Below are 23,349 nucleotides of genomic sequence, written 5' to 3'. Positions count from 1 at the left end.
AAAGTGATTGATTTTGTTTTATTTGATTCCCAAAGCTGTATTAATACGTAGGATCATGTCTTCATAATGATAGCGTGCAGCAGTATCAGAAGTGCCGAGGCGGTTTTGCAACAATTTCTTGATACGTAATAACTCTCCGCGTTTCACCGAGATAGCATCAGAAATACGGTTGAGCTGACTGCCGTAGAAGTTGAGCACACGTGGAGCACCCATTCGGTCTTCCTGACGAAGTGCCCGTTGTTCGGCGGCATAACAACTACAGAAAGGAGTAGCATGGTCAAGCAGGAAATGCTCGCTTGCAATCTTCTTGTTGATTTTTACAGCTTCGGGTTCTGCGGCTGCTGTAAGTAATGCATCGAGGAAGTTTTTCTGCAAAGAACGTTCCATAACATTGGGGATGCCACCACGTTCGGTAATACCGAAAATGTTTTTATGAAGTCCGTCCATAAGCTCCACTACTGTAAATGCTTTCTTTCCGTTGACAGATTCATTCTCTATCATACGCATCAAACGAGTGTTGCCTAGTAAATCCCAAAGGATATAGGCTTGGGCGTTCTTTAAGATTTGCGTAGGAGCATTCTCCTGTTTTCCGATTGGAGTGTTGCGGAGCAGATAGGTATATTGTCCTACTTCCGTGTCAAACAGCCATTTAGGATAGGTCAATACTTCATCCATCAAGAATTTCAATGAAGCTTCTTGTTTCTCTTTCTCAACGAATGTATAAGTCTTGACACCGTCTCCTACAATTGTATTTTCAATATATATACCGCCGATGTTGGCAAGTACATGATATAAGTAGCTGTTCCACTGGTTGATAACTGCATAGTAGAGACGCGACGCTTCTTCGTAAGTTTGTCCTTTTTCTCCGGTGGTAGTCCATTGAAGAATTTGTGGAACGATACGTTTCAGGTTTTCGATGCCATATAAAGAAGAACGGACCGGATCATCACCCAGGTCTTCGTTCTGTGCGCGTGGATCTACTGCGTCACGTACATCCTGCGCTTCACTATACTTATAAAGACGATCGGTATGCTTACTCAAGAAATCGAATAAAATATCCTTTTCTTCTTCCGGAGTATTCTTTCCGTACCAACGATAACCATATTCGATAGCAAACATATCATAAGGACCGATATGCGGAGAAAGAACTTTTACCCCATCTCCAAGCTGTGCAATATAATTGAATCGTGCATAATCCATGATAGATGAAGCGGTAGAATTCATTCTGGAAGTAAATGCTTCGGAACGTAACGAATCCGTCGGGAAAGCCCATGAACCCATCATATTGTGACGGAGTCCCAATGAGTGGCCTACCTCATGGCAAGCAACGAACCGGATGGCATCTCCCATTAAAGCATCGGGTAATTGCACATTGCGTGCTTCCGGACACACAGTTCCAGTCTGCACAGTGATCCATTCGCGTACCATAGAAAGCACATTGTGCCACCACATAATATCAGCTTCCAGAATTTCTCCGGAACGTGGGTCTAACAGGGAAGGTCCCATTGCATTTTTCTTTTCTGAAGCAGCGTAAGTCAGTACGGAGTAATTGACATCGTCCATGTCTATATGCATACTGTCTGTGATTTCCTTGGCGATAATCGCGTTCTTGAAACCTGCTTTTTCGAAAGCAATCTGCCAGTCCTCGATACCTTTTTTAATGTACGTACGCCATTGGTAAGGTGTTGAATTATCAATGTAGAATACGATTGGTTTGGCAGGCTCCACAAGCTGTCCTTTCAGATAAGCCTCCCGGTCTTCCGGTTTGGGTTCCATGCGCCAGCGAGTGATATATTGTGTTTTATCCGTACCTTGTTGTGCATCACTAAAACTTAATAACGGATTAGTGAAATAACCGACTTTCTGATTGTCGAATCGTCCCATCATCGGCTTTTCAGGCAACAAGAGAATAGAAGAACTGACTTCCACCGTCACATAAACAGTGGTAGTTCCTTCTGTAACTCTGGTAGTCAATTCGGAAGTTGCCACGACATTGTTTGAAAAGGATTTGATGGATAAAATACGGGATAAATTTTTGATAGCCGAAGTACCCAGATTGATATTAGTAAATACATTATTAATACTGGTTTCAGTACCGTCATAAATATCATTCACCTTGATTACTAATGCAGTAGAATCTGCATTAATTGCTTCAATTTTGAATGCGGCAATCAATGGAGAGATAAAATTATCCTTTACCGAACGGAAGATGGCATCCGTTTGGGGGGCCAGAGGTAATGGGCGTTGTTGTCGTAGCATTAATTTGCCCGTAGCTTTATCCCATTCCATGCAAACCATCTGATTCTCGTAGTTTACTCCACGGTTTACACCTGCATCATTAAGTTCGGCAGGAACTCGTTGCAGTTTGTTGACAACTAATAAATCACGTCCCAAAAGTGAGGTGGGAATTTCAAAATAATAGTCATTCTTTTTTTGGTGTACAGCAAACATTCCTTTCGTTGTTTTACTGTCTTCCACTAATTTTTCGTAGTCGCTTTTACTCTTCTCTTCTTTCTCTTCTGGTTTCTTCTTTTTCTTTTTAAACCAACTCAGATTTTCTGTAGCGGGGGTAGTTGCAAATGCCGAGAGCGTTTCTCCACTCAGCAATATACATGCAATGACCGCTGCCATTACTTTTACATACATTCTCATTGAGTTTCTAACTTTTAATTATAATTAAAAAACAGCCACAAAAGTACTAATATTAATAACATAATGACTACTGATTTGCAATGAATATAACATTTAAAAGAAATATTAACTAGAATCTAAGACCATCATTCCTCCCAGATATTTCATAGTTTAGTGGGAATAGTGTACATTTGCGGGAGTAAAAAAGTGAATGGAATGATGAGACGATATATCACTGCTTTGATGCTGGCTTGCTGCATCGGAGGGTATGGACAAGAGAAAAAGCAAGCAACCTTTGTGCCTCCTTTTGACTTTCCTCTTACATTGAGTGGAAACTTTGGAGAAATCCGCTCCAATCACTTCCATGGCGGGCTGGATTTTAAAACAGGCGGAGTGATCGGTAAACCCGTTCTTGCTCTCGCTGATGGTTATATTTCGCGTATTCGCGTAACGAATGGATCGGGGTATGTACTTGATGTCTGCTATCATAATGGTTATTCAACTATCAACCGCCATTTGAGCGGTTTTGTTTCTCCCATTGCCGAAAGGGTGGAGAAACTTCAATATGAAGAAGAGAACTGGGAAGTGGAGATTGTGCCTGAACCGGGAGAATATCCGGTAAAAGGAGGTCAACAGATTGCATGGAGCGGCAATACCGGATATTCGTTCGGCCCACATCTTCATCTGGATGTGTTTGAAACGGAATCGGGGGATTATATTGACCCTATGCCTTTCTTCCAGTCGAAAATAAAAGATACACGTGCTCCGAAAGCTGATGGCATCCTCTTTTTCCCGCAACCGGGCAAAGGAGTGGTGGATGGAAAACAGGAGAATAAAACGATTCTTCCCAATAGCGAACGTCCTGTGGAAGCATGGGGAGTGATAGGGCTGGGTATCAAGGCATATGATTACATGGATGGCGTAAGTAACCATTACGGAGTTTATTCTGTTGTGCTCACGGTAGATGGGAATGAAATATTTCGCAGTACCGTAGATCGTTTCTCGCAAGAAGAGAACCGGATGATTAACTCTTGGACGTATGGACAATATATGAAATCTTTTATTGATCCGGGAAATACGTTGCGTCTGCTGAAAGCGTCGAATGATCATCGTGGTCTGGTGACGATTGACGAGGAACGGGATTATCACTTCTTATATACATTGAAAGATGCTTTCGGAAACACTTCCAACTATCGTTTTACCGTGCGGGGCCGGAAGCAGCCGATTGAACCGTTGAATCATCGGGAGAAATATTATTTCATCTGGAATAAGACTAATTATTTGCAAGAGCCGGGATTGAGCCTGGTTATTCCGAAAGGAATGTTGTATGACGATGTCCCCCTCAATTATCAGATGAAGGCGGATAGTGGTGCCGTTGCTTTTACTTATCAACTGAATGATAAGACGGTTCCATTGCATGCAGCTTGCGAACTTCGTATCGGATTGCGTAGAAAGCCGGTTGCCGATACGACCAAATATTATGTGGCCCGCATCACTCCGAAGGGAGGAAAGTACAGCGTAGGCGGAAAGTATGAAGACGGATATATGAAAGCTGCCATCAAGGAGTTAGGAACTTATACTGTTGCCATCGACACCATTCCGCCGGAGATTATTCCTGTTAATAAGAACCAGTGGGGAAGAAACGGAAAGATTGTCTATCGGCTGAAAGATCAGGGGACGGGAATTGCTTCCTATCGCGGGACGATTGACGGTAAGTATGCACTTTTCGGACGCCCCAATATGGTGAAATCGTACTGGGAATGTGTACTTGATCCGAAACACGTGAAGAAGGGCGGAAAGCATACGATCGAGTTTACAGTGACCGATGGTTGCGGAAATGAAACGGTAGCTCGTGAAAGTTTTGTTTGGTAAATTATTAAAAGTGAATCATATATTTATGAAGAAAAGAATTATTTTTTGTGCTGCTGTATTTATGGCGGCTGTGGCGAACACTTTCGCTTGCACTAACCTGATTGTCGGAAAGAATGCGTCTGCCGATGGCTCGACAATCGTTTCCTATTCTGCCGACTCGTATGGCCTGTTCGGAGAACTTTATCATTATCCGGCTGCTACCTACCCGAAGGGAACGATGTTGAAAGTGTATGAATGGGATACCGGCAAGTATCTGGGAGAAATAGAACAGGCACGTCAGACTTACAATGTAGTTGGTAATATGAATGAATATCAGGTTACGATTGGTGAAACGACTTTCGGCGGGCGTCCGGAACTGGCGGATTCTACAGGGATTATTGATTACGGAAGTCTGATTTATATTGGTTTGCAACGTTCGCGCACTGCCCGTGAAGCAATTAAAATCATGACCGATTTAGTACAGCAATATGGTTATTATAGCGAAGGAGAATCCTTTACTATTGCTGATCCGAACGAAATATGGATCATGGAAATGATTGGTAAGGGGGCTGGAATTCGTGGAGCTGTTTGGGTAGCTGTACGTGTACCCGATGATTGTATCTCGGCTCATGCCAATCAGTCACGTATCCACCAGTTTGATATGAATGACAAGGAGAACTGTATGTACTCTCCGGATGTCGTTTCTTTCGCTCGTGAGAAGGGATATTTTAATGGAGTAAATAAAGATTTTAGCTTTTCGTTAGCTTATGCGCCTCTTGATTTTGGTGCCCGTCGTTTCTGTGAGGCACGTGTGTGGAGCTATTTTAATAAGTTCACGGATAATGGAAAAGAGTATCTTCCTTATATTGAGGGAAAGACTGATACTCCAATGCCTCTTTTCGTGAAACCGAAACATAAACTGTCTGTACAGGATGTAAAAGATATGATGCGCGACCACTATGAAGGTACGCCTCTCGATATTTCCAATGATTTTGGAGCAGGTCCTTATAAGACACCTTATCGCCTTTCTCCTTTGAACTTTAAAGTAGACGATAAGGAATATTTCAACGAACGTCCCATTTCCACTCAACAAAGCGGATTTGTATTTGTTGCACAAATGCGTGCTCATAAACCAGACCCGATAGGTGGTGTACTCTGGTTTGGCGTGGATGATGCTAATATGGCGGTATTTACTCCGGTGTATTGTTGTGCAACGAAAGTTCCGGTATGCTATACCCGTGTGGATGGAGCCGATTACATTACATTCTCCTGGAATTCAGCTTTCTGGATTTTCAACTGGGTGTCTAATATGGTTTATCCGCGTTATAATTTGATGATCGGTGATGTACGGGAAGCACAGAAAGAAATGGAAACCACTTTCAACGATGCACAGGAAGGCATTGAAGAGATGGCTGCCAAACTATTGGCTAAAGATAAGAACGCAGCAGTTGATTTCCTGACAAATTATACAAACATGACTGCACAGAGCACTTTCGATACTTGGAAACAATTGGGTACATTCTTGATTGTGAAGTACAATGATGGAGTAGTGAAGCGTGTTAAAGATGGTAAGTTTGAACGTAATTCTATCGGACAACCTGCCGGTGTGATCCGTCCCGGATATCCGAAAGAATTCTTGCAGGAATATGTCAAACAGACTGGCGATAGATATTTGGTAAAATAAGAATTGAAAATGAAAGATTAAAAATGAAAGATTAAAATGGGTTGACAAGTTGTTGCTGTGGGATGGCTATTTACTTTTAATCTCCGGTTTTTAATTTTTAATTTCTAATTTTTAATTGAATACCTAGGATTTATAAACTTATTATTTTACATTTGTGTGCTCAAGAAATTGATAATAGATAATTCATTAACCAATAAATAACAATCGAAATGGAAAATCAGGAACTTATTAAACAGGTCACTGAAAAAGCCGAAAAATGGCTAACCCCGGCTTATGATGCTGAAACCCAGGCTGAAGTGAAACGCATGTTGGAAAACGATGATAAAACCGAACTTATTGAAGCTTTCTACAAAGACCTTGAATTTGGTACTGGTGGTTTGCGTGGTATCATGGGAGTAGGTAGCAATCGTATGAATATCTATACGGTAGGTGCTGCCACTCAAGGACTTTCCAACTATCTGAAGAAGAACTTCAAAGACCTGCCACAAATTTCTGTAGTAGTCGGTCATGACTGCCGTAACAACAGCCGCTTGTTTGCAGAGACATCTGCTAATATTTTCTCTGCCAATGGTATTAAAGTATATCTGTTTGACGATATGCGTCCGACTCCGGAAATGTCTTTTGCTATCCGTCACCTCGGTTGCCAGAGCGGTATCATTCTGACTGCTTCTCACAATCCGAAGGAATACAACGGTTACAAGGCATATTGGGACGATGGTGCACAGGTATTGGCTCCACACGATAAAGGCATCATCGACGAAGTAAATGCCATTGCTTCCGCTGCTGACATTAAATTCCAGGGAAATCCTGATTTGATTCAGATTATCGGCGAAGACATTGATAAAATTTATCTGGACATGGTGAAAACCGTTTCTATTGATCCGGCAGCTATCGCCCGTCACAAAGATATGAAGATTGTCTATACTCCGATTCACGGTACAGGTATGATGTTGATTCCGCGTGCATTGAAGATGTGGGGATTCGAAAACGTATTCACTGTTCCCGAACAAATGGTTAAGGACGGTAACTTCCCGACTGTCGTATCTCCGAATCCTGAAAATGCGGAAGCTCTTTCTATGGCTGTAAACCTTGCTAAAGAAATTGATGCTGAACTCGTAATGGCTTCCGATCCGGATGCTGACCGTGTGGGTATCGCTTGTAAGGATGACAAGGGCGAATGGGTACTGATTAACGGTAACCAGACCTGTATGATGTACCTTTATTATATTCTGACTCAATACAAACAACTGGGTAAGATTAAAGGTAATGAGTTCTGTGTGAAGACAATCGTTACTACCGAACTTATCAAGAAAATCGCAGATAAGAATAACATCGAAATGCTTGACTGCTATACTGGATTTAAATGGATTGCCCGTGAAATTCGTCTGCGTGAAGGCAAACAGAAATATATCGGTGGTGGCGAAGAAAGCTATGGATTCCTTGCTGAAGATTTTGTTCGTGATAAAGATGCTGTATCTGCTTGCTGTCTGATTGCTGAAGTTGCCGCATGGGCAAAAGATAATGGCAAATCTTTGTATCAGTTGTTGCTTGATATCTACGTAGAATATGGATTCTCTAAAGAGTTTACCGTAAACGTAGTGAAACCGGGTAAGAGCGGTGCTGAAGAAATCAAAGCAATGATGGAAAACTTCCGTGCTAATCCTCCGAAAGAATTGGGTGGCTCTAAGGTGATCTTAAGCAAAGATTATAAGACGCTGAAACAGACAGATGATAAGGGTAACGTAACTGCCATTGATATGCCGGAACCATCTAACGTTCTTCAATATTTCACAGAAGACGGTAGCAAAGTTTCTGTTCGTCCTTCAGGTACAGAACCGAAGATTAAGTTCTATATGGAAGTTCAGGGTGAAATGGGATGCCGCAACTGTTATGCTTCTGCCGAATCTGCCGCCATGGAAAAGATTGAAGCAGTGAAAAAATCATTGGGTATCTGATTTTGTCTCTTCTGAAATTTCAGATATAGATCATAAAAAGATAAATAATAAAATAGCGCCTCTATAATCTTTTGAAGATTGTGGAGGTGCTTCTTTTTTCTCTGTACATGGCCCTGATTCTGCCTATTTTCGGGCATTTTCCCTCTCTTGGTACAGTTCTTTCATTTCCTTTGCATTCTTTAAGTCCACTTGCAAATCCTTCTTGCGAGAATCTTGTTGTATTGGCATCATCTCAATTTCAACAGGCAGGCTGCGGATATACGCATGTGTTGTTGATGCTTTAGAGTGATACGTTCAGTTTCATATTCGTAAGTTGTTCGTTTGTAGTTGTGTGTATTTCGTGGCCTGCTTTTCTTCCTGTTATTTCTTGGTTCCTATCCAAGTCCATTTATGCCATATTGTTTCCAATGGTCCTTGTTTATGGCTAGACAGCCACCATTTGCAGAACTTAACCTGTAACAGGAAAAGAACGATACCTATAATCAAGCTAAGAGTATATCCACAGTAAGGAGCAAGATAAAGCCCGAATGGGAAATAGATAATAGCTCCTAAAATAGATTGGGAAATATAGTTGGTCAAACTCATTTTTCCGTAGAATCGTAGGTTGGATACGGCTTTCTTGAATTTATCCTTCTGATAAAGCAACATGAAAGAAGAAACAAGTACAATCGTGAATGCAAACTTCTGCCACATATCAAAAGCAGTACCTATTGTTTGTTGAATCAGGCTGCTGTCACTTTGCATGATCTGTTCTTTTAAAGAATATAATGGTGCGAAACTGATAGCTGTGATAATGAGAGCTTTCGTCCAGAATTTCAGATGAGATTCGGTAGCTACAAACAATTCTTTGCGTCCGATATACAAGCCAAACAGGAATAGTCCGGCAGTTTGCAAAAAGCGTCCCGCACCGATAGCCCAGAACAGACTTGCTTTCTGTCCCAGAGTGATATTGCCTATCAGAAAATCCCAGAAGTTTCCGGCTTTGGTGTAATCTGCTACTTCAGCATACATTGCTCCGACATTCAAATCGGGTAGGGTATAGGCAGGATTGAAAAGACTCATTATGTAATGGAACCATTCAATCGGTTGCAATGAAAACAAGATGGCGGTGATTAGAATAGCTTTGTCGCTCCACTTACGTACGATAAACAGTACGAGACTGACTACAACGAACAGCAACAGGACATCTCCTGCGGGAAAGAAAGCGGCATTAAGAGTGGCAAATCCTGCAAGTAATACCATTCTCCATAAAAAACGGTAACCGAAATCTGGGGCACGTGTAAAAACCTGTGTTTTCGTTTGTTATTTTTTGCTATAAAAAATCTTTGTAGTACCTTTGTTTTGCAATCATATAGCAATGTCAGAGAATCCATTAGTAAAGCTATTAAGCTACATACTCCCTTCGGAGTTCAACGAATATTTTGACCTTACCGATGTTAAGGAAGAAGAACGTGGCGTGGAGAAGATTCTCCATCTGTATCTTCACGAGAAGAACCTTCAGCCGGATGGTCACACAGAGCTGTCTCCCAACGGTTTCTACCCGGAATCATGCATCAACCACTTTCCTCTCAACGAGCACCGTACCGTTCTGCACGTATGCCGTCGCCGTTGGAAGGACGGTTTGGGCAGGACGTATAGCAGAGATTGGGAGTTGACAGCAAAAGGAACACGGCACACTAAGGAGTTTGCCGCTTTTTTAAAAGAATTCCTTGGATACATCCCCGATTACAGCCAGATCACTCCAGAAACCGTATCACATCAAGGCTGACGAGTTCGAACGTGCCTACAAGGATTTCCTCAGCGGTTACCGCACGTGGAAAGAATTGTCACATGCGGAGGACTGGCTTGTCTTCTATAAGAACATAGGGCCACAACTGAGCATTGACGAGACAGCGCTCTCTGACGGTGAACTTTATACAATAATCTCCAACAAGGCTGCCCATGGCGGCAAGGGAGCTATCGTGGCCATTATCAAGGGGACAAAGGTCGAGGATGTCGTAAAGGCGTTGATGCGCATCCTTTGGTACGAGAGGGCTAAGGTGCTGGAGGTAACGATGGACTTCTCCGAGAGCATGCATTCCATAGTAAAGCAGTGCTTCCCGTATGCCACGATAACCATCGACCGCTTCCATGTCCAGAAGGACTGCTACGATGCCATGCAGCAAGTGCGTATCAGGCACAGGCGCGAGGCCCAACGTACCGAAGTGGAAGCGCGCGAGCAGCACAAGCTCCGTAACAAGAAGAATGCCGAGGCACGAAAGAGACGTCTTGAGAAGAATGGAGGCAAACGGAAAGGAAAACAAGGACGGAAGCCTAACCGCAAGAATGAGAAGTACGAGCCTGTGAGGCTGTCAAACGGAGATACCGTCTGTGAACTCCTGACGCGCTCACGCTATTTGCTGATGACATCGGCAGATAAATGGACAGCGACTCAGAAAATCCGTGCAAGGCTGCTGTTTGAACTCTATCCTGATATGAAGACCGCATATTCAATCTCGCACTCTTTGCGCATGATTTTCAATAACAAAAACGCCACAAGGGAAAGCGGGAAGAAAAGCCTCGCCCAATGGTATGCAAAAGTCGGAGAGTTCGGAGACGAAAACTTCAACACTGTTGCAGCAACCATCTATGAACGGCAGGGAGAGATTCTCAACTACTTCATCAATCGGTCTACCAATGCGTCTGCTGAATCTCTTAATTCAAAGATCAAGCAGTTTCGAGCACAACTACATGGGGTTATAGATGTAAAGTTCTTCTTATTCAGACTCTCAAAGATATTTGGCTAAACACAGGTTTTTGCAAGTGCCCCCGAAAGGAATATCTGCGGCACAAAAATAGAAAATGAAAAATAAAACGACCACTCCTACTTCTAACAATGTTCCGATGGAATAAGAAATCTTTTTATTGTATATGGATTGGTATAACTGATAAAGTAAAACTCCTACAAAAAAGTCTGGCAGGCGGGTGATTGGATTTACATACCAGTATCCCTTAATTTGTTCTTCAGGAGTCAGATGCATACCAATCAGCATGACCAGCAGGCAGACGAAAAGAGTGATGCATAGATTCCGTTTACTGTTTAAGAAAGGAATGATAAGAGGAAAACAGAAATAAAACAACTGTTCGCAACCCAGACTCCACGAAGGGCTATTGAATGAGAAGAAATAATTTGCAGAAGGGAAGAACGGTTGCAGTAGAAAAGTGGAAGCGACAACGTGTTTGATCCAGTCCATCGTATCACTATATTGAACGTATCCTCCTATACATGCGGCAATCAATAGTGTAAGTAGATGTAGGGGATAAATGCGGGCAATACGTGCTATCCAGAAAGTGCGTTTAGTGGTGGTCTTTTCTAATAGCTTTTTCTGATAGTTATAGGCAATAATGAAGCCACTAAGGATAAAAAAGAAGCTGACTCCAACAAACCCCTCTTTAAAGAAGTGAGCGTCGAAACTTGGATCCAGAACATAACAGTGTGCTCCGAATACCATCAAGGCAAATAAAATGCGTAAAGAGGTTAATGTGTTAATCACGATACTTTATCTATTTTTGTATTTGCCTACAAAAGTACTGTTTTTCTGCAATATATAAATTCACATAGATTAAAAAGAATCAGGATTCGGAACGTAAACGGCTAAGATGCTGGGGAGTCATGCCAAGGAAAGAGGCTATATATCCCAATTGAGCACGGTGAATGACGTCGGGTTGATCGCGTAAAAGTTGTTCATAACGTTCTTTAGCCGGAAGATATAAACGGTTGATATGGTGAATATCCATATACAGTAAACATTCTTGGTGAATGACACGTCCCCAGTTGGCAATTTCTATATTAGCTTCATAAATCTGGTTTAAGTCTTCAATACGTATGGCGTATAATTCACAATCTTCCAGTAATTCTACATATTCATATCCCGGTTCGTTGTGATATAAATCTTTCATGGCAAAGGTCATATCACCTTCGCGTGAAAACCAGATAGTGATTTCTTCGCCGTCACGTAAACAATAGGACCGGCAAAATCCTTTTTCAATAAAGTAGACGTGACGGTCTGATACTCCGCCCTGTATCAGTAAATGTTTTTTAGGAAGCTCCATCTTCTTCATATAGCTGAAGAGTTCTTCCAGAGAGTTATCAGATACCGGATAATACTGACGGATTCCTTTGATGATATTTTCCATATTCAATTACTCATTTGGATGCTCTATCCACCAATCAATCATTTTTCGGGCAAGACTAAGTTTTCTGGGTAGTTCGGGTAAATGATCTCTTGTATAAAAGTCTCCCGAACTCAACTCCTCATCTTGGAGCTTGATTTCCCCTCCGGCATAATCAGCAATGAAGCCGACCATTAGTCCGCTAGGATAAGGCCAGGGCTGGTTACCAAAATAAGTGATATTCTTTACGTCCAGTCCGGTTTCTTCTTTCACTTCACGTGCTACACATTCTTCTAATGTTTCTCCGGTTTCCAGAAACCCGGCAACGAGACTGTTGAATGTTCCTTTAAAATTGCGGGCATGCACTAAGAGCAGTGAATCTTTCTTTCTCACTAATACAAGAATCGCTGTGGATATGGAAGGATATACCTCCCGACCACATTTCGGACAACGTTTCATGATAGACTCTTTCTGTTCCATCGGCGTGCCACAGGCAGAACAGAAACGGCTGTTTCTATCCCAATGCAGAATCTCATGCGCTTTTCCTGCAGTCTGGTAATGAGATAAAGGAAGATAATCATAAGAGGCACGAAGTCCTATCATTGCCCATTGCTCCGATTCTTCAATGGGAGAGGAGAGGGAGAAAGCTTTGCAGTTTCTCCCTTCCAGTGTTGTGATATTGTGTACTGTTGTTTTTTCTTTAATAATGATAGGAGAACTTTCTCCACATGGGACGGCATACTTACCATCCCCTTTTTTCTCAAGAAGCAGTTGATCTTTATAAAAGATAAACCACCATGATTGTACTGTCTGCTCCATTTTATTCCAATTCTTTTCTTCGCGCTGCGAAGTTATAAAAAAACTAGGTTGATATTTAGACTTACCGGATAAAATATCAATAGGCTAGCTTAATAAAATACGTTGCTCGATACCGATTTCCTGAATAAAATAATCGTCGTGTGAGATTGCAATTACAGTACCCGTATAGCTCTTGATGGTAGCAGTGATGATTTCAATGCTCTGTATATCCAGATTGTTGGTCGGTTCATCCAGAATAAACATATCGGGAGTATTATTGCTAATCATCAGGCAGCAGAAAGCAAGGCGCATTTTCTCACCACCGCTAAGTTTCCGACAGGATTTATCCCATTCGGAAGCGGGGAATAAATAACGGTTTAGAATAATCTTTATTTCATGCTCCGGCAGGTTCCGGTTATTGAAAGCGTAAGCCTGTTCCAGGATACTGTTCCGGTCGTCGATGATAGAATATTCCTGATTCAGATAGACATAGGTGAATTCCATTCGTGTCAGGTTTCCTTCTTGTGGCTGAAGCTGTCTGGTGATTAGCTTCAAAAGAGTTGTTTTCCCACTGCCGTTGGCCCCTTCTATACGGAGGCGGTCCCCACTCTTTAGTTGGAAGCTGATGGGTGTTTGCCAAAGTTGCTGTTTGAAGTCGCTATTATCCTGAATATCATTACTGTCTGGACTGGAATGATTACCAGTATCAGCAAGATTTGCTTCATTATTCATCTGAATATGACTGTTGATTGAGTTGGGATGATAACCGAAGTTAATCTCTTTTGCTGTCACCAATATCTTTCCGGTGTGGAGCGAGGAACTATTAAAATCGGTTTTTAGTGTAGCGGTCGAGGAGAGTGAACTTCGAAGTTGGTTACGTTCGCTTGTTAACTTCTCGGCTTTCTCCTGATGGGTGCTGTTAAGTTTACTGGTACTCTTTTTCGATTTTCCTTGAAGCGCGTTGAGCACAATGCGTGGAACTCCCTTTTTAATATTATTCTTTTCTCCGCGCACATTTTGTTTGTCCCTGCGTTCGACTGTTTCGCGTGCCACTTTGCGGGCAATGCGCAGTGCTTTCTCTTTTTCTTCGATACGTTGCTGCAATGCTTCCTGCATCAGCGTTTTTTGTTCTTTGTAGAATTCATAATTTCCACCATAATAATTGATTTGATGCTTTTCCAGTTCGCATATTTCGGGGAGAAGATTAAGCAGAGTGCGGTCATGACTCACCACTAACAGCGTGGAGCGACATTTCTCTACCCAGTCGTATAAACGTTGCCTGCCGGAAGAATCAAGATGATTGGTCGGTTCATCCATCAGTACGACAGATGGGTGATGAATGTCCATCCCTGCCAGAAATACACGGGTCTTTTCACCGCCGCTAAGCAAATTCATCGGGTAGGATAGAGTAAACTGTCCTAGCCCCCATAAATCGAGAGCGGCAATGGAACGTTCTTCAATATTCCAGTCATCATTCAGGATGACGAAATTTTCGTTTGAGGCATCTCCTGACAGGATAGCATGTAAGGCTTGTTGCTTACGTTCTATCCGGAGTGCTTGAGCGATAGTCAATGAATCATATTGCCCGAAATGTTGCGGGATATAATATAGGTCGTCCGGACGGACAATGACACCGGAAGAGGGTGAAAGTTGTCCGGCAATAATTTGCAGCAAAGTAGATTTACCGCACCCATTGTTACCGACTAATCCCAGTTTCTGCCCCTTACTGATGGCGAAATTGAGATCACTGAATAATACTTCTTTATCCGGATGGATATAGCTGATTTGCTGAATACTTATAGACATAATGATCTATTGGGTTTGAGGTTGAAAATAGAGTGAGGGAAAATCACAGGATAGGGGGGAACGACAAACACAATACTGGCTAAACAACACGGATTTCGTGATGCTTAACGAAATAGAAAAAGCATATAAGAAAAGTGATGTTTACTTAGAAGTGTTGTCTTACTTACTAATTCTCATTGCGGTAGGTATATAGTTTAACTTGGTTGCAAAGATAACACTTTCTGTTAGATTTCACTCTATGAAGGTTGAAAAAGAATAAAATTCATTTATTTAGAGGCTCTGTTTTTCTCATCCAGAGCCCCTGATTACTCCAAATACAGCCTCTGCTTATCCTATTTAGAAGCTGTGTTTTTTTATGATAGTTTATAACTACGGAATGAGCAACAACTCATAATCCACTACTCCCAGCCAGCGATTAAATTTCCGCCCAACTTGCTCATATCCGGCTACTTGCTTAAAACCCAGTTTCGCATGTAAAGCGTAACTGGGTTCATTCCCTTCCGTTATGCAGGCAATCAGCGCATGATAACCACTCTCTCGACACTCCTCTATGAGTCTTTGCATGAGTAGTCGCCCGATACCTTTTCCAATATGTTTGGCAGATAAGTAGACCGTTGTTTCTAATGTATATCGATATGCGGCTCTTTCTTTCCACAGATGCGCATAACAGTAACCTACCACTTCATTATCTATCTCATAAACAAAATAAGGGAAGTTAGCAGAAATCTGTGTTATGCGCTCACGCATATCTTCAACAGCAACAGGTTCGGTTTCGAATGTGGCCGTACTATTTATAACGTACTCGTTATAGATTGCTGTAATTGCTTTTGCATCTTCTAAATCTACTTTCCTTATCATAATTTCGTATAGCTAGCGGAATCCTCCTTTTTATTAGGGAGTTTTCCTGTATTCAATCAATTATGGAACGAAGTACGTTATTTTTTCTGTTTTTTGCAAGCAAACAGCCTATTTATCTTATACGTCAAACAATTGGTTTAATCCCTCACTCATGCTGGGATGCGTGAAGATAAAATCGCGTAAGAATGTAGACGTTTGCCCCGTTTTCATAGCCATAGCTACGATATTGATGATTTCTGAAGCATCGGCACAAAATAATGTACAGCCCATAATCTTCCCGTTATGATTATTGATGATGGCTTTTAGCATACCATCTGTCTGTCGCAATGTACGGGCACGGACAACGGAAGATGCCGGCAACCGGGAAACCTTAAATGAATATCCCCTTTTCAGAGCTTCTTCTTCACTGATTCCGATATGTGCCAATGGCGGATCAATAAACACTGCATATTGAACAGGATCACGATCTCCGATATCACGTTTTTTGTCACCGAAAAGCTGATCGCGGATAATCCGGAAATCATCCAGAGAGAGATAGGTGAATTGTGCTCCGCCTTTTACATCCCCCATTGCCCATACATGGGGAACAGTGGTACGTAACTGATCGTTTACTATGATAGCTCCGTGCGCATCGACTCCTACGCCTGCTGCTGACAGGTTTAATCCCTCAATCATCGGTTTACGTCCCGTTGCGATGAGAATGGCATCTCCATCCACATAATAAGGAGTGCCGTCGGATACGTCCGAGTAAGTCAGTGTTACTCCATCATTGGTGTCATGGATAGACTGTGCACGCGCGTTCAAATGGATTTCAATACCTTTCTTATCCATTACTTCTTTGACGCTGTTTGCAATATCCCGATCTTCACGAGGCATAAATTTATTTCCTCCTTCGAGTATCGTCACTTTACTGCCAAATCCGGCATACATAGAAGCAAATTCCAGTCCTATATATCCTCCGCCTATGATAATCAAGTGATGGGGAAGGACGTTTAAATCCAGAAGCGTACTACTGGTATATACATGTTGGCTTTGCTGAATGCCGTCTATTGCCGGAATGATAGGAGTAGAGCCTGTATTGATAAATATCTCTTTACTTTGCAGCTCGATGTCTCCTTCCGGAAGCGCAACTTTTATCGTATTGGAAGATACGAAAGAACCCGTCCCGGTGTAAATAGTCACATTAGGACGTTTGTTTAGTCTTTCGTAATTATCATTTCTAAGAAAAGAGGTGAGACGGTTCTTTCGACTGATGGCTTGTTTGTACATATTCGCCTGTTTGGGAAAATCGTCATGGTAAAGCAAGGCGGAAACCTCTGCTTCATGCACCAACGTTTTGGTGGGAATACAGGCTACGTTAGGGCAGGTTCCTCCATACATCATGTTGGAACGTTCCACGATGGCAACTTGCCATCCGCGGTTGGAAAGTTCGGCAGCCAGGGTCTTTCCTGCCTTGCCGAATCCTATTATTATTGCATCATATTGTTTCATAACTTCTTTTTATTAACGATTCGTATGAGACTATATAACAGTCTGAAAATACGATTTGTTCCGCAATCTCAAGAAGTCAGCACTTTCTGCAAGGGGAGCATTAGTCTTTTTTAAGTGTTTTGAGTACTCGTTGTGACGAGTCGGATAGTAACACTACGGCACTGGCTAAGATCACAATATCTTTAATCACCAATCGTCCTGCACCGGATAGTAACGGGAATCCGAACTCTCCGCTTCCCAGGTCGGGAACCCAGACTTCCGGGGTAGTGACGAGAAAAGAAAGTGTTCCGAGCGTCATGATAATGGCAAGGGCGTCACCTGCCAATCCCACTTTTGGGAAAAAGATGCCTAGAAATACCAGTATGCCGATGCTCATAATAAGAGCTCCCAGTCCGTAGGAGAAAGTATAGGTACGGTTTGCTTCGTGCCATGCTCGATTTTCCGGGACGAAAGCACCCTCCGCATTTTTGTGTTCTTTGTATTCGGGCGCACCTTTAGCATAGAAGAAACTCATGAAAGGACTGTTGGCAACAAACGGGACAATCCCGTCGGCTTCATAATGGAAATACTTCAATCCGCCTATCCATACAAATACTACCAGAATGGCTACACGGATAAATTGAATACCGAAACTTTTCAGACTTGAAGTGAAGGTCAGTAAAGCGATAAATTTCTCTTTCATTTTGTTGGGGTTTTAATGGATTTATCTAATGTTGCAAAGGTCGTTCATTCTCCATACTCCCCAAATAGCAATACTTCCGTATACCTTATCAATTTTTCCCTTCCTGTGTATTTCTGAATTGTACGGCACTCTGTCCGGTCATATTTTTGAAGAAACGGCTGAAAGAGGCCTGGTCTTCAAATCCAAGAATATCGGCAATTTCTTTAGCACTTTTGTTGCTGTAAAGCAAAAGGCGTTTGGCTTCCGCTTCCACCCGTTCGTGGATTACCCGGAGTGGCGAGGGCAGTTTGCAGGTTGAAAAGATGTTCGATAGTGTCTTGGGAGATTTATGCAGCATGTCGGCATAGTCCTGTACCTGCTTTTTCGTCCGATAATGCTCGTCAACCAAGTTATAGTATTGGCGGACAATCTCGAAACCGGATTCTTTTTCACGGGTGATATTCATGCGATGACGTGCAATACGAGTACATTGAATGATGAAGCGTTTCAGCAGGATGCGTAGCATCTCCTCCTGCAGGCTGTCGGAAACGGTAAACTCGTTTTCCAGTGCTTCGGTAATGGTGTCGAGCTCTTTACGTTCTTTTTCATTCAGGGTAAAACGGATCAGGTGAGAAGAACCGTTGAACAGGAAACCGCTGCATGACACTTCATGGTCATTGCCATAAATGCAATAGAAGTTACTGTTGAACAGCAAAGTCAGGTATTCGCCGTCAATCGATTTAAATTCGAGGTGTTGCAGATGAGTGAGTGAAATCACTTCATCTTTGGTAAGCATCATTTCCTGATGGTCGATTTCTACTGTGATGCTTCCGCTGCGTACCCATATAAATTTATAAAGCCCCTTTTCTTTTTGCAGTGCTTTTTCTGTCAGATAAGAGTCTGTAAGTGCGAGTGTTCCTTTTAGTTTCGTGTGATATTGTTGTAACATAGCTAGTCCTCCATTGCTGATGCGTCAAATGATAGCGGCAGTAGGTCGCCTATACTTTTTACTTCGTAGATACATTCTTTGCCATATAATAGGATACGGATGGGTTGTTTGTAACGCTTTTCCGTTTCCAGAATCACTTGCCGGCAAGCGCCGCAGGGAGGAATCGGTTGGTCGATGAAATCTTTTTCCGTTCGTGCCGCGATGGCAAGAGTGACAACCGGCTGGTCGGGATATTGGGAATTGGCATAGAATAAGGTAGTGCGTTCCGCACAAAGTCCTGACGGGTAGGCGGCATTCTCCTGATTGGTTCCTGTCACAACAGCTCCGTTGCCCAATAACGCAGCGGCACCTACGGAGAAGTGGGAATACGGAGAATAACTACGAGCTGTTGCCTCTATGGCAGTCTGCATAAGTGCCCGATCGGCCTCATTCAACTCATCATATTGATATACTTTAATAATAGCGGTAATTGTGAGGTCTCTCATATACGTTAGGGTATTGGTTTCTACAATTAATGTTACAAAGTTAGGAAAGAGATTGATAATCCCAATTATTTTTCGGATTTTTGTGCCATCTAATCCACATCTGAACTAAAATGGAGAATAAACTGTATAGACTTATCTTTTTAACCATTGTTTTCTTCTTTGCCGTAGGAGTGCAGGCACAGAAACGAAATGCCCGTTACATCGAATATATAAATAAGTATAGTGATTTGGCTGTTGAACAGATGAAGCTTCATAAAATTCCGGCCAGTATCACACTGGCGCAAGGGTTGTTGGAAAGTGGTGCCGGATACAGTCAGTTGGCACGAAAGAGTAATAATCACTTTGGTATTAAGTGTGGTGGCAGTTGGCGGGGGCGTAGTGTTCGCCACGACGACGATGCGCGTAATGAATGTTTCCGTGCCTATAAACATCCTCGTGATTCTTACGAAGACCATTCCTACTTCCTTAGAAGAGGGGCCCGTTACGCTTTTCTTTTCAAACTGGATATCACCGACTATAAAGGGTGGGCTCGTGGACTGAAAAAGGCGGGATACGCCACCGATCCTTCCTATGCTAATCGCCTGATTACGATTATCGAAGATTATGATTTGTATAAATACGATCGTAAGGGTGTATATTCAGAACGGAAACTGAAAAAGAATCCTTGGTTGATGAACCCGCATCAGGTGTATATTGCGAATGATATAGCCTATGTTGTAGCCCGCAACGGTGATACTTTTAAAGACTTGGGTGACGAATTTGACATTAGTTGGAAGAAACTTGTGAAATATAATGACTTGCAGCGTGATTATACGTTAGTAGAGGGAGATATTATCTACCTGAAGAGCAAGAAGAAAAAGGCTTCCAAACCTTATACCGTATATATTGTAAAAGATGGAGATTCCATGCATGGTATCTCTCAAAAATATGGTATTCGCCTCAAAAATCTGTATAAGATGAATCGTAAAGATGGCGAATATGTCCCTGAAATCGGAGATAGATTGCGCCTGCGATAGAGACTCGTAGAACTTTTTTTTGTTTGGCGCCGATGAACAGCCTTTCCGGCACCGGGGAGGACATGTTTCGGTACCGAGGAATGGGTGTATCGCCACCGATGAATGAATCCGGCTTCTTTCTTCATGAAAGTTTCGAATTTTGAAAACTTAATGACTCATTGATGTGTTATTATCTTGATAAAACATGATTATAATATGAGTCTTAACATTGCAAAAAGTAATAAGAAACGTGTCGTTATAGTAGGCGGTGGTTTCGGTGGCTTAAAATTAGCTAACAAGCTGAAAAAGTCAGGCTTTCAAGTCGTATTGGTAGACAAGAACAACTATCATCAGTTTCCCCCTTTGATTTATCAGGTGGCTTCGGCCGGTATGGAACCTACTTCCATCTCTTTCCCCTTTCGTAAAATATTCCAGCGCCGGAAAGATTTCTATTTCCGTATGGCGGAAGTACGTGCCATTTTCCCGGAAAAGAATATGATACAGACTTCCATCGGAAAAGCAGAATATGATTATCTGGTGTTGGCTGCAGGAACTACAACCAACTTTTTCGGTAATAAACATATTGAAGAAGAAGCCATGCCGATGAAAAATGTTTCGGAAGCAATGGGATTGAGAAATGCTCTTCTTGCCAATCTGGAACGTGCCTTAACTTGCTCAACCAAACAGGAACAACAAGAGTTGATGAATATCGTCATTGTAGGAGGTGGAGCAACCGGAATAGAGGTAGCCGGAATACTTTCCGAAATGAAGAAATTTGTCCTGCCCAAAGATTATCCTGATATGCCGAGTAGCTTGATGCATATATATCTGATTGAGGCCGGGCCGCGACTGCTTGCTGGAATGTCGGAAGATTCTTCCGCTCATGCCGAACAGTTTCTCCGTGAAATGGGAGTAAATATCCTGTTGAACAAACGCGTTGTAGATTATCGTGACCATAAAGTGGTACTTGAAGATGGTACGGAGATTGCTACGCGTACTTTTATCTGGGTGAGCGGTGTTACCGGAGTGACTATCGGCAACATGGATCCTTCGTTGATAGGACGTGGTGGACGTATTAAGGTCGATTCGTTCAATCGCGTAGAGGGAATGAGTAATGTGTTTGTTATTGGTGACCAATGTATTCAGGTTACTGATGAAGATTATCCGAACGGACATCCTCAATTGGCGCAAGTGGCTATCCAGCAAGGAGAATTATTGGCAAAGAATCTGATACGTATGGAGAAAGGACGGGAGATGAAACCTTTCCATTACCGTAATCTGGGTTCGATGGCGACTGTAGGACGTAATCGTGCCGTGGCAGAGTTTAGTAAAGTAAAAATGCAGGGATGGTTTGCCTGGGTGATGTGGCTGGTTGTTCATCTGCGCTCTATTCTTGGGGTACGCAATAAGGTTATTGTGCTCTTGAATTGGGTATGGAATTATTTCACTTACGATCAGTCTATGCGTATGATTGTCTATGCCCGTAAAGCAAAAGAGATTCGTGATCGTGAAAAGGTGGAGGAAACTACCCATTGGGGGAAAGAACTGGTACAAGAGGAAAAGAACCCCTCTATTACATCATCATCCAAGTAGACAAGCTTCCTGTCGACAGGATGATAGATGCTATTCTGAACGGTAAATTCGTACAGGGTGTCCGATATCGGACACCCTGTGTTTTTTTGTTATATTCTATTTATCAGTTACTTACGGTTTTGGCATAGATTTGGTATATGAAGTACCGAATTGATACATCATAAAATAGTAAATGATCGGATATGGACAGAGAAATTCCTAAAGAGGTACGTCAAAAAGAACGTAATAAGAAGATAATTCGTTATTCATCCATTGGAGTGGCAAGTATTATTGTCATCGGTGTACTTATATCTGTATTAAGGGCAGGAGTGGAGGCAAAGGATCTTGTCTTTTCCACAGTCGATAAAGGGGTGATTGAGGTAAGTGTCAGTGCTTCCGGTAAGGTTGTCCCTGCCTTTGAAGAAATTATTAATTCTCCGATCAACAGTCGTATTATTGAAGTCTATAAAAAAGGGGGAGATAGCGTAGACGTAGGTACTCCGATTCTGAAACTGGACCTTCAGAGTACGGAAATTGAATATAAGAAGCTGCTGGACGAGGAACAGATGCGTCAGTATAAACTCGATCAGCTTCGTGTCAATAATCAGACGAAACTTTCCGATATGGCAATGCAGATTAAAGTGTCGGCAATGAAATTGAGTCGGATGAAAGTGGAGTTGAGAAATGAACACTATCTGGACAGCCTCGGTGCAGGAACAACAGATAAAGTACGCCAGGCTGAATTGAGCTATAATGTGGCTCAATTAGAGTACGAACAACTTCAGCAACAATATAAAAATGAGAAGGAAGTAGCTGCTGCCGAATTGAAAGTTCAGGAGCTTGATTTTAATATCTTTCGCAAGAGCCTTTCCGAAAAGAAACGTACGTTGGATGATGCACAAATCCGTTCCCCGCGTAAAGCTATTCTTACCTATATTAATAACCAAATTGGTGTACAGATTTCCGAAGGCGGACAGGTGGCTATCATTTCTGATTTGAGCCATTTTAAAGTGGAAGGCGAGATTGCGGATACGTACGGTGATCGTGTAGCAGCCGGAGGAAAAGCAATTGTTAAGATAGGGAGCGACAAACTGGAAGGGACAGTTAGCAGTGTTACACCACTATCCAAGAATGGTGTGATATCATTTACCGTTCAGTTGAAAGAAGATAATCACCGCCGCTTACGTTCCGGACTAAAGACAGATGTTTATGTGATGAATGCTGTGAAGGAAGATGTAATGCGCATAGCCAATGGCTCTTTCTATGTGGGACGCGGTGAATATGAACTTTTTGTCTGCAACTCGGATAATGAACTGGTAAAACGTAAAATACAGTTAGGAGATTCTAATTTTGAATATGTAGAAGTGTTGAGCGGATTGCAACCGGGTGATAAAGTAGTAGTAAGCGATATGAGTGCTTATAAGAACAAGAATAAGTTGAAAATTAAATAAACTAAATACT

The 23,349-nt window shown here is 42.2% G+C and carries 17 protein-coding genes and 2 pseudogenes; 8 read left to right on the top strand and 11 right to left on the bottom strand.

Annotated features, from left to right (window positions below):
- Positions 1-18: 18 nt before the first annotated feature.
- The gene (locus CJF29_RS16340; RefSeq protein ID WP_099147564.1) at positions 19-2,652 is read right to left on the bottom strand and encodes a zinc-dependent metalloprotease; all 2,634 of its coding nucleotides are present in this window, start codon (positions 2,650-2,652) and stop codon (positions 19-21) included.
- A 198-nt stretch (positions 2,653-2,850) separates the two neighbouring features.
- Between CJF29_RS16340 and CJF29_RS16335 the strand changes: the two genes are divergently transcribed.
- From CJF29_RS16335 to CJF29_RS16325, 3 genes are all read left to right on the top strand, one after another.
- Positions 2,851-4,503, top strand: coding sequence for a M23 family metallopeptidase (locus CJF29_RS16335; protein WP_099147567.1), 1,653 nt, complete (start codon positions 2,851-2,853; stop codon positions 4,501-4,503).
- Positions 4,504-4,528: 25 nt separating this feature from the next.
- On the top strand, positions 4,529-6,166 hold the full coding sequence (locus CJF29_RS16330; RefSeq protein ID WP_099147566.1) for a C69 family dipeptidase: 1,638 nt from the start codon (positions 4,529-4,531) through the stop codon (positions 6,164-6,166).
- Positions 6,167-6,375: 209 nt separating this feature from the next.
- Complete coding sequence (locus CJF29_RS16325) at positions 6,376-8,121, top strand: phospho-sugar mutase (RefSeq protein ID WP_032854661.1); 1,746 nt, start codon at positions 6,376-6,378, stop codon at positions 8,119-8,121.
- A 360-nt stretch (positions 8,122-8,481) separates the two neighbouring features.
- Here the strand turns inward: CJF29_RS16325 and CJF29_RS16320 are convergent.
- Positions 8,482-9,399, bottom strand: a pseudogene (locus tag CJF29_RS16320) (DUF418 domain-containing protein); the annotation flags it as partial.
- A gap of 79 nt (positions 9,400-9,478) precedes the next feature.
- Here CJF29_RS16320 and CJF29_RS16315 point away from each other — a divergent pair.
- Both CJF29_RS16315 and CJF29_RS16310 read left to right on the top strand, forming a co-directional pair.
- The gene (locus CJF29_RS16315) at positions 9,479-9,889 is read left to right on the top strand and encodes a hypothetical protein (protein ID WP_002558307.1); all 411 of its coding nucleotides are present in this window, start codon (positions 9,479-9,481) and stop codon (positions 9,887-9,889) included.
- Positions 9,831-10,907: a transposase gene (locus CJF29_RS16310; RefSeq protein ID WP_002558306.1), complete on the top strand. Its 1,077-nt coding sequence runs from the start codon at positions 9,831-9,833 to the stop codon at positions 10,905-10,907. The genes CJF29_RS16315 and CJF29_RS16310 overlap by 59 nt, the downstream gene beginning before the upstream one ends.
- 27 nt (positions 10,908-10,934) lie before the next feature.
- On the opposite strand, the pseudogene CJF29_RS16305 reads toward CJF29_RS16310, so the two are convergent.
- The 9 genes and pseudogenes from CJF29_RS16305 to cdd all read right to left on the bottom strand — a co-directional run.
- Positions 10,935-11,654: pseudogene (locus CJF29_RS16305) on the bottom strand (acyltransferase family protein); the annotation flags it as partial.
- Between the two features lie 79 nt (positions 11,655-11,733).
- Positions 11,734-12,297, bottom strand: a complete 564-nt coding sequence (locus CJF29_RS16300) for a Crp/Fnr family transcriptional regulator (protein WP_099147026.1) — start codon at positions 12,295-12,297, stop codon at positions 11,734-11,736.
- A gap of 6 nt (positions 12,298-12,303) precedes the next feature.
- Positions 12,304-13,092: an NAD(+) diphosphatase gene (gene nudC / locus CJF29_RS16295; protein WP_099147005.1), complete on the bottom strand. Its 789-nt coding sequence runs from the start codon at positions 13,090-13,092 to the stop codon at positions 12,304-12,306.
- A gap of 84 nt (positions 13,093-13,176) precedes the next feature.
- Positions 13,177-14,877, bottom strand: coding sequence for an ABC-F family ATP-binding cassette domain-containing protein (locus CJF29_RS16290; protein WP_099147006.1), 1,701 nt, complete (start codon positions 14,875-14,877; stop codon positions 13,177-13,179).
- Positions 14,878-15,246: 369 nt separating this feature from the next.
- Positions 15,247-15,735, bottom strand: a complete 489-nt coding sequence (locus tag CJF29_RS16285) for a GNAT family N-acetyltransferase (protein WP_099147007.1) — start codon at positions 15,733-15,735, stop codon at positions 15,247-15,249.
- Positions 15,736-15,852: 117 nt separating this feature from the next.
- A complete protein-coding gene (locus CJF29_RS16280) occupies positions 15,853-17,226 on the bottom strand; it encodes an FAD-dependent oxidoreductase (protein WP_099147008.1) in 1,374 nt (457 codons plus the stop codon).
- 100 nt (positions 17,227-17,326) lie between these two features.
- Positions 17,327-17,908 carry a DUF417 family protein gene (locus CJF29_RS16275; protein WP_074560335.1) on the bottom strand — a complete coding sequence of 194 codons (582 nt, stop codon included), beginning with the start codon at positions 17,906-17,908 and terminating at the stop codon, positions 17,327-17,329.
- An 88-nt stretch (positions 17,909-17,996) separates the two neighbouring features.
- Positions 17,997-18,836 carry an AraC family transcriptional regulator gene (locus CJF29_RS16270; RefSeq protein ID WP_004300715.1) on the bottom strand — a complete coding sequence of 280 codons (840 nt, stop codon included), beginning with the start codon at positions 18,834-18,836 and terminating at the stop codon, positions 17,997-17,999.
- A 2-nt stretch (positions 18,837-18,838) separates the two neighbouring features.
- Positions 18,839-19,321, bottom strand: a complete 483-nt coding sequence (gene cdd, locus CJF29_RS16265) for a cytidine deaminase (RefSeq protein WP_074560338.1) — start codon at positions 19,319-19,321, stop codon at positions 18,839-18,841.
- A gap of 110 nt (positions 19,322-19,431) precedes the next feature.
- On the opposite strand from cdd, the gene CJF29_RS16260 reads away from it, so the two are divergent.
- From CJF29_RS16260 to CJF29_RS16250, 3 genes are all read left to right on the top strand, one after another.
- A complete protein-coding gene (locus CJF29_RS16260; protein WP_099147009.1) occupies positions 19,432-20,337 on the top strand; it encodes a glucosaminidase domain-containing protein in 906 nt (301 codons plus the stop codon).
- A 195-nt stretch (positions 20,338-20,532) separates the two neighbouring features.
- On the top strand, positions 20,533-21,909 hold the full coding sequence (locus CJF29_RS16255) for an NAD(P)/FAD-dependent oxidoreductase (RefSeq protein ID WP_074560340.1): 1,377 nt from the start codon (positions 20,533-20,535) through the stop codon (positions 21,907-21,909).
- Between the two features lie 182 nt (positions 21,910-22,091).
- Complete coding sequence (locus CJF29_RS16250; RefSeq protein ID WP_074560342.1) at positions 22,092-23,339, top strand: efflux RND transporter periplasmic adaptor subunit; 1,248 nt, start codon at positions 22,092-22,094, stop codon at positions 23,337-23,339.
- Positions 23,340-23,349: the final 10 nt, after the last annotated feature.

The sequence above is a fragment of the Bacteroides celer genome (assembly GCF_002632415.2).
Taxonomy (GTDB): Bacteria; Bacteroidota; Bacteroidia; order Bacteroidales; family Bacteroidaceae; genus Bacteroides.
The sequence above is the reverse complement of the archived record's forward strand: the minus strand, read 5'-3'. Positions and strand labels throughout refer to the sequence as shown.